Below are 12,135 nucleotides of genomic sequence, written 5' to 3'. Positions count from 1 at the left end.
GGGGATCAGCCCGCCAGGGCGGCCTTGACCGCGGCCGACACCTGGCCCATGTCCGCCTGCCCGGCCAGCTCGGCCTTGGCCAGGGCCATGACCTTGCCCATGTCCGCGGGGGAGGGCGCGCGCCCCAGGTCGGCGGCGACGCGGCCGACGATCGCTTGCACGGCCGCAGCGATCGCCGCGGCATCCAGCCGCGCGGGCAGATAGGCCTCGAGCACCTGGGCCTCGGCGCGCTCCTTGTCAGCCAGATCGGTGCGGCCGGCTTGTTCGTAGGCGGCGATGGCATCGCGGCGCTGCTTGAGCAGCTTGTCCACCACGGCGATCACCCCGGCGTCGTCCAGCGTCACGCGCTCATCGACCTCTTTTTGCTTGATCGCGGCCAGCAGCAAGCGGATGGCGCCCAGGCGCGCACTGTCCTTGGCGCGCATGGCGGTCTTCATGTCGTCGGTGATCCGATCCTTCAGTGCCATGGGGTGTCCAGTCCTAGGGTTTCGTGAGCAAGCAACAAAGCCCGCCGGAGCGTCCTCTGGCGGGCTTTGGGGTCGGCCGGAAACGGAATGCAGAACCGGGCGCAGCGGGCCAGGGTCTGCCCTTGCCGGCCGTCGCGTCCGGTCGATCAGTACAGACGCTGCGGCAGCTGCTGCGAGCGCACGCGCTTGAGGTGGCGCTTGACGGCCGCGGCCTTCTTGCGCTTGCGCTCGGCGGTGGGCTTTTCGTAAAACTCGCGGGCGCGCAGCTCGTTGAGCAGGCCCAGCTTCTCGATCGTGCGCTTGAAGCGGCGCAGGGCGACGTCGAACGGTTCGTTGTCTTTAACGCGAATGGTGGTCATTGGCCAATGGTTTCCATGGTGTGCCAGGGCCGCACGTGGGGAAGATCAGACCCGACGCCGGCTTGCCTGGCAGGGGTTCCCCGTCTTCAAGGTGATCACGGCCGACGGGGTTTTGCCAGCAAAGCTCTTTATTATAGGCGATTCGGCGTGACTGGCTAGGGTATAACATGGTCACGCCGATCACGGAGGGGAGACCGCCATGTTTGATTCGGCCGAAATCGGCCACCGCATCGACCGCGCCACGTACAAAGCCGAAGTGCCGGCCTTGCGGGCCGCCCTGCTGGATGCCCAATACGAGTTGCTGCGCCGCGGCACCCGCGCCGTGGTCATCCTCATCAACGGGGTGGACGGGGCCGGGCGCAGCGAGACGGTCAACACGCTCAACGCCTGGATGGACCCGCGGCACATACGGACCGAGGCGTTTGGCGCCATGACCGACGAAGACCGCCGCTGGCCCGAGATGTGGCGGTTTTGGCAGGTGTTGCCGCCCAAAGGGCGCATCGGGATTTTGTTTGGCTCGTGGTACACCGATCCGATCCTGGCGCGGGTCGAGGGGCGCGACAGCCGCGACCATTTCGCCCACCGGCTGGAGCGCATCCGCCAGTTCGAGCGCATGCTGGCGGCCGAGGGGGTGGTGTTGGTGAAGTTCTGGTTTCACCTGTCGCGGCAGGCGGCCAAGGCGCGTTTGAAGGCGCTGGCGTCCGACCCCCGCACGGCGTGGCGCATCGGACCGCAGGAGAAGGCCCACCTGAAACGCTACGACGACTTCATCGAGGCCAGCGACGAAGCGCTGCGCAAAACCAGCCTGGGCGAGGCGCCGTGGATCGTCATCGAAGGCAGCGACGAGGCCTACCGCCATCTGACCGCGGGGCGGCATCTGCTGTCGGTGCTGCGCCACGCGGTGGCGCCGGCGTCGCCCGTGCCGCCCCAGGGGCCGTTGCCCGCCAGCGTGATCGAGGCGCCGGGCGACGATGTGACGCTGCTCAAGGCGCAGGACTACGGGCGGCGGCTGACGCACGAGCGGTACGAGCGCCTGCTGGAGCGGTGGCAGGGTCGGCTCAACGGATTGAGCCGCGATCCGCGCCTGCGCGGCCGCTCGCTGGTGGTGGTGTTTGAAGGCATGGATGCCGCGGGCAAGGGCAGCACCATTCGGCGCCTGACCGCGGCCTGGGATGCGCGCTTTTACCGCGTGGTGCCCGTTGCGGCCCCCAACGAGAACGAGCGCGCCCAGCCCTATCTGTGGCGGTTTTGGCGCTACATCCCACCGCATGGCCGTGCGGTCATCTTCGACCGTTCGTGCTACGGGCGCGTGCTGGTGGAGCGGGTAGAGGGCTTTTGCGCCGAGGCCGACTGGATGCGCGCCTATGGCGAGATCAACGCCTACGAGGAGGAGTTGGCCGAGGCGGGGGTGATCATCGTCAAGTTCTGGCTGGCCATCACGCCGCAGGAGCAGCTGCGCCGCTTTCGCGAGCGCGAGGCCACGCCCCACAAGCAGTTCAAGATTACCCCGGAAGACTGGCGCAACCGCGACAAATGGCCGCAGTACGAACGGGCGGTGCAAGACATGGTGGACCGCACCTCGACCCGGGTCGCCCCGTGGCATCTGGTGGCGTCGGACGACAAGCTGTGGTCGCGCATCGAGGTGCTGCGCACCCTGTGCCGTCGCGTCGAGCAGGCGCTGGCGCAAGGGACGCCGGACAAGCGCCGGCTCTGACCCCCAACGGCCCGCCAGCCCGTCGGTGGCTGGCGGCCCGGCGATCACGCGGACGATACCGGGGGCAGGCCGTGGCGCGCCCGCGCGCGCTGGCAGGCGTCGCTGCCCTCGGCGAATTCGCGGCAGGGCGACGGCCGCCACTCGTAGATGCCGCAGGCCACCCGCTCGCCCACACTCCCCGTCAAGGCGCTGCAGCGCGGGGGCCAATGGTCAGTGCCGCGCATGCGTACCGTGGCGCCGGTCACGGGCACGGTCAGCCCGTCCGGGACCTGGCCGCCCCCGTTCTGCGTCTCGTACAGCGAAAAATCGACCCGAAACCAGGCGCAGCATGCGCCGCAACGCTGACACTCGCTCATCGCACGCACAGCCGGCCGAGCAGCAGATCCTCCATCAGCGCCTTTGTCACATGCATGCGGTTAGGTCGCTGCGCTCGAAACCGCATAGGTCATAGCCTGCCCAGCAACAGGTACTCCATCAACGCCTTTTGCACATGCATGCGGTTTTCCGCCTCGTCCCAGACGACGGACTGCGGGCCGTCGATGACCTCGGCGTCCACTTCCTCGCCGCGGTGGGCGGGCAGGCAGTGCATGAACAGCGCCTCGGGCTTGGCCTGCGCCATCATCGCCGGCGTCACGCGCCAGGCGGCAAACGCCTTCTGGCGTGCTTCGTTCTCGGCCTCGTAGCCCATGCTGGTCCACACGTCGGTGGTGACGAGATCGGCGCCGCGGCAGGCTTCCATCGGGTCGTCGAACACCTGCCAGAAGTCGCCGCGCGGCACGCCGGCCACGGAGGGGTCGACCTCGTAGCCGCGCGGGGTGCTGAGGTGCACGCGAAAGCCCAGGATCTGCGCCGCCTGCAGCCAGGTGTTGGCCATGTTGTTGCCGTCGCCGACCCAGGCCACCGTGATGCCGCGCAGCGCGCCCGGATCCAGGGTGCCGTCGGCGCGCCGGCCACGGCATTCCAGCCACGTGAACAGATCCGCCAGGATCTGGCACGGATGAAATTCGTTGGTCAGGCCGTTGATCACCGGCACGCGCGAATGCGCGGCGAAGCGCTCGATCTTGCTCTGCTCGAAGGTGCGGATCATCACCAGGTCCACCATGCGGCTGATGACGCGCGCGGTGTCCTCGATCGGCTCGCTGCGGCCCAGCTGGCTGTCGCCGGTGGTCAGGTGCACCACCGAGCCGCCCATCTGGTACATGCCGGCCTCGAAGCTGACGCGCGTGCGCGTGCTGGCCTTCTCGAAGATCATCGCCAGCGTGCGGTCCGGATCGGCGAAGGGCTGGTACTTCTCGACGGCCTTGAACTTGCGCTTGATGAAGTCCGCGCGCTCGAACAGATAGGCGTACTCATCCGCGCCCAGGTCCTTGAATTGCAGATAGTGTTTCATGCGGAGGTCTCGTTCAGGAAGGCGCGCACCTGGGGCACCAGCTTGGCCACGATCTCGTCGGCTTCGGCGCGCGACAGGATCAGCGGCGGCACGAGGCGGATCACCCGGTCGGCGGTCACGGACAGCAGCAGCCCGGCCTGCGCGCAGCGGTTGACCAGCACGCCGCAGGGGCGATCCAGCTCCACCCCGATCATCAGGCCCTTGCCGCGTACCTCGCGCACGCCGGGCAGGCCGTGCAGCTCGGCCCAAAGCTGGGTGTGCAGGTGCGTCCCCACGGTGGCGGCGTTGTCGAGCAGGCCTTCGTCCTCCATGATGCGGATGGTTTCCAGCCCCGCGCGTGTGGCCAGCGGGTTGCCGCCGAAGGTGGTGCCGTGGTTGCCGGGTTGAAAGATCTGGGCCGCGCGCGGACCCGCCACCACCGCGCCGATCGGTACGCCCGAGCCCAACCCCTTGGCCAGTGGCATCACGTCGGGTCGGATGCCGGCCCACTGGTGCGCGAACCATTTGCCGGTGCGGCCCATGCCGCACTGCACCTCGTCGATCATCAGCAGCCAGTCGCGTTCGTCGCACAGCGCGCGCACGCCGGCGATGTACTCAGGCTCCAGCGGATGCACGCCGCCTTCGCCCTGGATGGCCTCGAAGAACACCGCCACGACGTTGGGGTTGCCGTCGGTGGCGCGCTTGAGCGCCTCCAGGTCGTTGATCGGCACGCGGATGAAGCCTTCCACCAGCGGCTCGAAGCCCGCCTGCACTTTGGGGTTGCCGGTGGCCGACAGCGTCGCGATGGAGCGGCCGTGGAAGGCGCGCTCGTACACCACGATCTCGGGCCGCGCGATGCCCTTGTCGTGGCCGAACTTGCGGGCGAGCTTGAGCGCCGCTTCGTTGGCCTCCAGCCCGCTGGAGCAGAAAAACACCTTGTCCAGGCCGGAGTGCTCGCACAACGCGGCGGCCAGCGGCTCGGTCCAGGGGTGGTGGTAGTAGTTGCTGACGTGGATGAGTTGCGCCACCTGGTCCTGCAACGCGCGCACCAGCCGCGGGTGCGCATGGCCCAGCGTGTTGACCGCGATGCCGGCCAGCGCGTCGAGGTACTCGCGGCCGTCGGCATCCCACACCCGGCAGCCACGCCCGTGCGTGAGCAGGATCGGGACGCGTCCGTAGGTGGACATCACGTGCGGCTCGGTCGGGGCAGGGGTGGCATTCATGGGCATCCAGCGACAGGGGTTCGGCAAGGGCCAGCCGGGGGAAAGCGCGATTCTAGGGCCTGCCCGCCGATGGCCGAAGAATCCGATCAAGTCTTATATAAGATACAATTTTCCACGTGGCCGGGCGATCCTCGCGCCACGCCAGCCCCATGTTCGGGGTCGTCCACCCACCCTCCCTGTCGCCGCGCGCCCACCGGCCGCGGCCGTCCGCGCGATGGTCACGCCCAACGCCCAAGAAATCTTCATCCAGGGGGTCACGCGCAGTGGCCGCACGTTTCGCCCCAGCGACTGGGCCGAGCGCCTGGCGGGCGTGATGAGTCCGTTTCACCCTCAGGCGGCACAGGGGCACGGCGCCCACCTGTGCTACTCGCCGTGGGTGATTCCCACCGTCATCAACGGCGTCAAGTGCGTCGTCGTCAATCGCGCGTTGCGCGACTACGACGAGCGGGCATGGGATTTCGTGATGGGGTTTGCGCGCGACAACGACTTGGTCGTGACCGAGGCCTGTCTGCTGCCCGATCCGCCGCGCGGCTGACGTGCATCGCCGCCGCTTGTCGGCATCCGCGCGTTCCATGAAAAAACGCCGCCAGGCGTAGGCCACGGCGGCGTTGGATGGGATTTGCTGGCAGCGCACCCGTTCCAAGGCGGACATTCCGACCGGCTGGCCGCCGGCGGGGTCCGGGCGAGGGTGTCCCCGGGGTTTAGGCGGACGCGGCGGCCAGGGACTTGACCTTGGCCGACAGGCGGCTCTTGTCGCGAGCGGCCTTGTTCTTGTGGAAGATGCCCTTGTCGGCGATCGAGTCGACGATCGACTGCATCTGGGCGAACAGCTCGGTGGCCTTGGCCTTGTCGCCGGCAGCGACGGCCTTTTCCACCTTCTTGACGGCGGTGCGGTACTGCGAGCGCAGCGACGCGTTGTGCGCGTTGAGTTTGACGTCTTGGCGCGCGCGCTTGCGGCCGGAGGCCAGGCGCGGCGACTTTTTCGACTTGGTTGCCATAGGCTCAATTCCTTCTGGGTTTGGTGGATGTTGCCAGCAAAGCCCACCATTATAAGGCGCCGCGGGTCTTTGTGGGGAAAGCAACAGCGCCGCAACCGTGGGGCTCGTCGCTTGACTTGTATCAAGCGGGGTCGGGCATCATCGGGCATACTTGCGCCGGCTTGTCAGCGTCAGCCCTGTTCCACCGATTCGTCATGTCTGCCACCGAAACCGTGTTCGCGCCCGAGGTCTCCCAACCCATTCCACCGGGGCAGCCGCTGCCCCACCGCAAAGTCATCCGTGGCTGGATCACGCCGCTGGGCGAGCGCCGCACCGCCATCGCCATTGCCTTGCTCGTGCTGGATTGGGTGATTTTTGCGGCGCTGATCGCCGGCACCATTGCCTTCGAGGCGTGGTGGGCCAAGCTGCTGTGCGGGCTGGCCGCGGGCTTTACCATCGGGCGGCTGTTCATCATTGGCCACGATGCCTGCCACCAAAGCTACACGCCGCATCGCGGCCTGAACAAGCTGCTTGGCCGCATCGCGATGATCCCGTCGCTCACCCCCTACAGCCTGTGGGAGGTCGGCCACAACGTCGTGCACCACGGCTACACCAACCTCAAAGGGGTGGACTTCGTCTGGGCGCCGCTGACCAAGACGGAGTTCGATGCCCTGTCGCCGGGGCGCCGTATGCTCGAGCGCATCTATCGCAGCGGCTGGGGGCCTGCGCTGTATTACTTCATCGAAATGTGGTGGCTGCGCATGTTCTTCCCGCGCAAGACGTACATGGGCACGCGCCGTCCCGAGTTCCTATGGGACGGGGTGTTCGTGCTGGCGGTCGCGCTGTTGTGGGTGGGCGGTATGGTCTGGGCGGCGCTGGCCACGGGGCAATCCGTGTGGTTGCAGGTGGTCATGGGCTTCGTCGTGCCGTTCGTGTTCTGGAACGCGATGATTGGCTTCGTCGTGTACGTCCACCACACGCATCCCGCGGTACAGTGGCACGATGACAAGGTGGCTTGGGCCAAGGCGGCCCCGTTCGTGTCGACCACGGTGCACCTGGAGTTCCCGCTGAAGATCGGTGCACTGATGCACCACATCATGGAGCACACCGCGCACCACGTGGACATGAGCGTGCCGCTGTACAAGCTCAAGCAGGCGCAAAAGAAGCTGGAGGACATGCTGCCCGGGCGCATCATCATCCAGCGCTTTAGCTGGCGCTGGTACTTCGACACCGCGCGCCGCTGCAAGCTGTACGATTTCACGCGGCGTTGCTGGACCGATTTCCACGGGCGCCCGACCAGCGACCCCGCGCCGTCCTTTGCCTGACGGCGCACGCGCCGCCCCCTGCGGGCCGCGCCACCGGTGTGAACGAGGGGCCCGCTGGGCCCTTCGTCGTTGATCGGTGGCGCCTTTCGTGCTGCGGTGCGACAATAACGCCACATGACTCAAGCTTTTTCCGAACTGAATCTGGCCGAACCGCTGGCGCGGGCCGTCGCCGAGATGGGCTACACGACCATGACGCCCATTCAGGCGCAGGCCATTCCGGTCGTGCTGCAGGGCCGTGACGTGATGGGGGCCGCCCAGACCGGCACCGGCAAGACGGCGGCGTTTTCGCTGCCGCTGTTGCAGCGGCTGCTGCGCCATGCCAATACGTCCACCTCACCGGCACGGCACCCCGTGCGCGCCTTGGTGTTGCTGCCCACGCGGGAGTTGGCGGACCAGGTGGCCCAGCAGGTCAAGCTGTACGCCAAGTACACCCCGCTGCGCAGCGCGGTCGTCTTTGGCGGCATGGACATGAAGCCGCAGGTCGAGGAACTGCGCAAGGGGGTGGAGATTCTGGTCGCTACGCCCGGGCGGTTGCTCGACCACATCGAGGCCAAGACGGCGGTGCTCAATCAGGTTGAGTATGTGGTGCTCGACGAGGCGGACCGCATGCTCGACATCGGCTTTCTGCCCGACCTGCAACGCATCCTGTCCTACCTGCCCAAACAGCGCACCACGCTGCTGTTTTCCGCCACCTTCTCGCCCGAGATCAAGCGCCTGGCATCGAGCTATCTGCAGGATCCGGTGGTGATCGAGGTGGCGCGCGCCAACACCACGGCGGCGACCGTGGAGCAGCGCTTCTACCGGGTGGAAGAGGACGACAAGCGCCAGGCGCTCAAGCAGTTGGTGCGGCAGGAGCAGGTCAAGCAGGCCTTCGTGTTCGTCAACAGCAAGCTGGGCTGCGCGCGCCTGGCCCGGTCGCTGGAGCGCGACGGCCTGCGCGTGGCGGCGCTGCATGGCGACAAAAGCCAGGATGAGCGCCTCAAAGCGCTCGATGCCTTCAAGCAGGGCCAAGTCGATTTGCTGGTGTGCACCGACGTCGCGGCGCGCGGTCTGGACATCAAGGATGTGCCCGCGGTCTTCAACGTCGATATCCCCTTCAACGCCGAGGACTATGTGCACCGCATCGGGCGCACCGGGCGGGCGGGGGCGTCGGGGTTGGCCATCTCCTTCGTGAGCGGCCGCGATGCCCGCTCCCTGGCGGATATCGAGAAGTTGATCGGCCGCAAGGCGGAGGTCGAGCCGCTGGAGATCGAAGACGAGCGCCGCTCGCGCGGCCGGCCCGCGCGCCACAACGACGGCCAACGCCTGTGGCAGGCGCCCGAGGCCGAAGGCGGGGTGGCGCCCGCGCGCGCCGAGTCCGTGGCACGTTCGGCCCGCCCGACACGCTCGGCGGTCGAGCGGCGTGCCCCGGCAGATCCGCTGTACGATCGCCCGTACGAGCCGTCCCTGCCGCCCGATGCCCAACCGGAATGGGAGCAACCGGCCAAGGCCCCTGCGCCGAAAGGCCTGTCGGCCTACATCCGGCCCAAGCGCAAGGTGCCGGCTCTGTTGCGCGCGCCGCTGCCGGCGTTCACATCCCCCGACCCGGTGCCTGAGCCTGCGGACACGGTATCCGGATGATCTCGACCTGCCGTGCGTCCGCCACCGGGGCGTGCGGCAGGCAGGCCGCGCTGAGCTGGCCGCCCCAGACGCAGCCGGTGTCCAGCGCCAGCAGGTCCGCACGTTGCAGCGGCCCGAGGGTGGACCAGTGGCCAAACGCGACCGGCGTGCCGGCGCAGCGGCGCCCGGGCACGTCGAACCACGGCAGATAGCCGGCGGGGGCGTCGGCGGCGCTGTCTTTGGTTGCAAATTCCATCACCCCCTCGGCGCTGCAAAAGCGCAGCCGCGTCAGGGCATTGACGATGACACGCCAGCGCGCGGGGCCCCGCAGGTCGTCGCTCCAGCGGTCGGGTTGGTTGCCGTACATCTGGTGCAACCAGTCGGTCAGCTCGGGCCCGCGCAGCAGGGTTTGCACCTCCGTCGCCAGCGACAGCACCTGCGCCGCCGACCACTGCGGCAACACACCGGCGTGCACGAGCAGCCAGCCGTGTACCGCCATCGCCAGCGGACGCTGGCGCAGCCAGTCGAGCAGCGCCGCGCGGTCCGGTGCACCGAGGATGCCGTCCAGCGTGTCGTTGCGGTGCGGCGGCCGCACGCCGGCCGCGACAGCCAGCAGGTGCAGGTCGTGATTGCCCAGCAGGGCATCGGCTGCCCCCTCCAGCGCCAGCAGCCGGCGCAGCACCGCCAGCGATGCCGGACCGCGGTTGACCAGATCGCCCAGCAGGATCAGGCGGTCCCGGCTCGGGGAAAAGCCGATTTCGTCCAACAGGTGCTGCAACGCGCCGTCGCAGCCCTGGACGTCGCCAATCAGGTACAGTGCCATGGGCGCGCATTATGGATATCCTGCTGATCGTCTTTCTGACCCTGCTCAATGGGGCGTTTGCCATGTCCGAGCTGGCGCTGGCGGCCAGCCGCCGGGCGCGCTTGTCGGCCCTGGCCGACGCGGGGGACAAGGGGGCCCGCACCGCACTGCAACTGCTGGACAATCCGACGCAGTTTTTGTCGTCCGTGCAGGTGGGGATCACCTCCATCGGCATGCTCAATGGCATCGTGGGCGAGGCGGCGTTCAGCGACGATCTGGCCGCGTGGTTGCGCAGCTGGGGCTGGTCTGATGTGACGGCTTCGGTGTCCGCCACCGCCATCGTCGTGGCGGCCATCACCTTTTTGACGATCGTCTTTGGCGAGTTGGTGCCCAAGCGCATCGGCCAGCTCTATCCGGAGGCCGTCGCGCGCTGGGTGGCCCGGCCCATGGCCGGCGTGGCTCGCGTAGCCAAGCCCTTCGTGCTGCTGCTGTCGGCCACCACGCATGGGGTCCTGCGCCTGCTGCGCATCGACACCGGCGCGGCGCGAACGGTGACGGAAGAGGAGATCCACGCCAGCCTGCGCGAAGGCTTGGGCGCCGGCGTGATCGAGCGGCAGGAGCACCGCATGGTGCGCAATGTGCTGTCGCTGGATGACCGGCAGCTCGGCAGCCTGATGGTGCCGCGCTCGGACATCGATTGGTTGGAGGCGGGCGAGCCGCTGACCGAGGTGCTGCGCCGCGCGCGCCAGAGCGGGCACTCATGGTATCCGGTGTGCCGTGGCGGACTCGATCATGTGCAAGGCGTGGTGGCGCTCACGCATCTGATGGCCCTGGACGAGATCGGAGGGCACGAGACCGACTGGGCGCGCGATGCGCTGCCGGCGACCTTCGTGCCCGAGACCCTCAGCGGGCTGGAACTGCTGGAGCAGTTTCGAGCCCGCGCCATGCGCATGGTGTTCGTGGTGGACGAGTACGGTGTGGTGCAGGGGATGCTCACGCCGCTGGATCTGCTGGAGGCGATCACGGGCGAACTGTCGGCCGACGAGCCGCAGGACGCCTGGGCCACCCCGCTGCCCGATGGGAGTTGGCGGGTCGATGGCAGCATGCCGGCGCACGAACTCAAGGCCCGGCTCGAGATCGATGCCTTGCCCGACGAGGACAAGGACCGCTACCACACCGTGGCCGGGCTGATGCTGATGGTGGCAGGCCGCTTGTTGACACCGGGCGAGCGGGTCGAGATTGGCGGCTGGGTGTTCGAGGTGCGATCCACCGAGGGCCGCCGCATCGACGAGGTGCTCATCCGGCCGCTGTCGGCTGCGGCACCACCGCCGTCGGACGGTGGTCCCGCAGCCACGCCTTGAAGGCCAGCGCCGCCGGCGACAGCCGCTTGCCGTGCGGATAGACGATCTGCCAGCGCCGCAGCAGTGGAAAGCCCGTCACGTCCAGCGCGATCAGTTCGCCCAGCGCCAGCTCGGCGGACACCGTGTGCGCCGACAGCACGGCCACGCCCAGCCCGCCGGCCACGGTTTGTTTGACGGCCTCGTTGCTGCCCACCTCCAGCCGGGTGCGCAGGCGTGCGCCGTGCGCCGCAAAAAAACGCTCCGTCGTCAGACGGGTGCCTGAGCCTGGCTCGCGCAGGATGAAGGGCTCCTGCGCCAGCCGCTGCGGCGGGATCGCGCGCACGCCCGCCAACGGGTGGCCCGGAGGCGCGATGGGCACGAGGGGATTGTCGGCAAACGCCTCGCAGACCACATCCAGGTGCTCCGGCGGTTGGCCCAGGACATACAGGTCGTCCTGGTTTTGTGCCAGGCGCTGCACCAGCGTTTCACGGTTGCCCACCACCATGGACACCTCGATGCCCGGATGCGCCGCGCAAAACCCGCCAAGCAGCTTGGGCACGACGTATTTGACGGTGGTCAGAATGGCCAGGCGCAGCCGGCCGCGCTCCACCCCTTGCAGGGCGGCCACGTCCTCCGCCAGGCGCTGCAGCCGGTCTTCGATATCGCGGCAGGCGTCGGCCATGGCGTGCCCGGCCGCCGTCAGGTAGATGCGCTTGCCGATTTGCTCGAACAGCGGCTGCCCCACGGTTTGGGCCAGCTGCTTGACCTGCAGCGACAAGGTGGGCGGCGCCAGGTGCAGGGCCTCGGCCGCGCGGGCGAAGCTGCCGTGCTGCGCCACCGCCAAAAAAATGCGCAGTTGGTGCAGGGTGAGGTGGCGGGTATTCATGTTTATTCAAATAAAACAATATCGTTTTGATATTTTACTTTTCATGAACGACTTGGGCGCCCAGAATCCGTTTC

Annotated in this window: 13 protein-coding genes; 5 read left to right on the top strand and 8 right to left on the bottom strand. The window is 68.1% G+C overall.

The features are described 5' to 3' along the window. Positions 1–5: 5 nt before the first annotated feature. Both ACK4TH_RS05815 and rpsU read right to left on the bottom strand, forming a co-directional pair. Complete coding sequence (locus ACK4TH_RS05815) at positions 6–467, bottom strand: GatB/YqeY domain-containing protein (protein WP_409623780.1); 462 nt, start codon at positions 465–467, stop codon at positions 6–8. 146 nt (positions 468–613) lie between these two features. Beyond that, complete coding sequence (rpsU, locus tag ACK4TH_RS05810) at positions 614–826, bottom strand: 30S ribosomal protein S21 (protein WP_068610140.1); 213 nt, start codon at positions 824–826, stop codon at positions 614–616. A gap of 199 nt (positions 827–1,025) precedes the next feature. On the opposite strand from rpsU, the gene pap reads away from it, so the two are divergent. Continuing rightward, a complete protein-coding gene (gene pap / locus ACK4TH_RS05805; protein ID WP_409623778.1) occupies positions 1,026–2,540 on the top strand; it encodes a polyphosphate:AMP phosphotransferase in 1,515 nt (504 codons plus the stop codon). A gap of 44 nt (positions 2,541–2,584) precedes the next feature. On the opposite strand, the gene ACK4TH_RS05800 is transcribed toward pap, so the two are convergent. From ACK4TH_RS05800 to ACK4TH_RS05790, 3 genes are all read right to left on the bottom strand, one after another. Next, on the bottom strand, positions 2,585–2,896 hold the full coding sequence (locus ACK4TH_RS05800) for a YkgJ family cysteine cluster protein (protein ID WP_409623776.1): 312 nt from the start codon (positions 2,894–2,896) through the stop codon (positions 2,585–2,587). An 89-nt stretch (positions 2,897–2,985) separates the two neighbouring features. Further along, positions 2,986–3,930 carry an ornithine carbamoyltransferase gene (gene argF, locus ACK4TH_RS05795; RefSeq protein ID WP_409623774.1) on the bottom strand — a complete coding sequence of 315 codons (945 nt, stop codon included), beginning with the start codon at positions 3,928–3,930 and terminating at the stop codon, positions 2,986–2,988. Further along, complete coding sequence (locus ACK4TH_RS05790) at positions 3,927–5,132, bottom strand: aspartate aminotransferase family protein (protein WP_409623772.1); 1,206 nt, start codon at positions 5,130–5,132, stop codon at positions 3,927–3,929. Before ACK4TH_RS05790 ends, argF begins: the two co-directional genes overlap by 4 nt. 214 nt (positions 5,133–5,346) lie before the next feature. Here ACK4TH_RS05790 and ACK4TH_RS05785 point away from each other — a divergent pair, with 214 nt between their 5' ends. Beyond that, complete coding sequence (locus tag ACK4TH_RS05785; RefSeq protein ID WP_068610130.1) at positions 5,347–5,667, top strand: DUF3579 domain-containing protein; 321 nt, start codon at positions 5,347–5,349, stop codon at positions 5,665–5,667. A 166-nt stretch (positions 5,668–5,833) separates the two neighbouring features. On the opposite strand, the gene rpsT is transcribed toward ACK4TH_RS05785, so the two are convergent. Further along, positions 5,834–6,130 (bottom strand): 30S ribosomal protein S20, encoded by a 297-nt coding sequence (rpsT, locus tag ACK4TH_RS05780; RefSeq protein ID WP_409623769.1) that lies wholly within the window; start codon positions 6,128–6,130, stop codon positions 5,834–5,836. 194 nt (positions 6,131–6,324) lie between these two features. Between rpsT and ACK4TH_RS05775 the strand changes: the two genes are divergently transcribed. Together ACK4TH_RS05775 and ACK4TH_RS05770 are read left to right on the top strand one after the other, a co-directional pair. Further along, positions 6,325–7,434: a fatty acid desaturase gene (locus ACK4TH_RS05775; RefSeq protein WP_409623767.1), complete on the top strand. Its 1,110-nt coding sequence runs from the start codon at positions 6,325–6,327 to the stop codon at positions 7,432–7,434. 114 nt (positions 7,435–7,548) lie between these two features. Then, positions 7,549–9,054, top strand: coding sequence for a DEAD/DEAH box helicase (locus ACK4TH_RS05770; protein WP_409623765.1), 1,506 nt, complete (start codon positions 7,549–7,551; stop codon positions 9,052–9,054). Here ACK4TH_RS05770 and ACK4TH_RS05765 read toward each other — a convergent pair. After that, entirely contained in the window at positions 9,005–9,856 is an 852-nt protein-coding gene (locus tag ACK4TH_RS05765; protein ID WP_409623763.1) for a symmetrical bis(5'-nucleosyl)-tetraphosphatase, read from the bottom strand. The genes ACK4TH_RS05770 and ACK4TH_RS05765 overlap by 50 nt on opposite strands. Positions 9,857–9,867: 11 nt before the next feature. On the opposite strand from ACK4TH_RS05765, the gene ACK4TH_RS05760 reads away from it, so the two are divergent. Then, complete coding sequence (locus ACK4TH_RS05760; protein WP_409623761.1) at positions 9,868–11,196, top strand: hemolysin family protein; 1,329 nt, start codon at positions 9,868–9,870, stop codon at positions 11,194–11,196. Here ACK4TH_RS05760 and ACK4TH_RS05755 read toward each other — a convergent pair. Continuing rightward, complete coding sequence (locus tag ACK4TH_RS05755) at positions 11,132–12,061, bottom strand: LysR family transcriptional regulator (RefSeq protein ID WP_409623759.1); 930 nt, start codon at positions 12,059–12,061, stop codon at positions 11,132–11,134. The genes ACK4TH_RS05760 and ACK4TH_RS05755 overlap by 65 nt on opposite strands. Positions 12,062–12,135 lie beyond the last annotated feature (74 nt).

Origin of the sequence: Tepidimonas sp. (genome assembly GCF_046292505.1) — a bacterium.
Classification (GTDB): Bacteria; Pseudomonadota; Gammaproteobacteria; order Burkholderiales; family Burkholderiaceae_C; genus Tepidimonas.
Note: the sequence above shows the minus strand (reverse complement) of the source record. Positions and strands in the feature narration are given on the sequence as shown.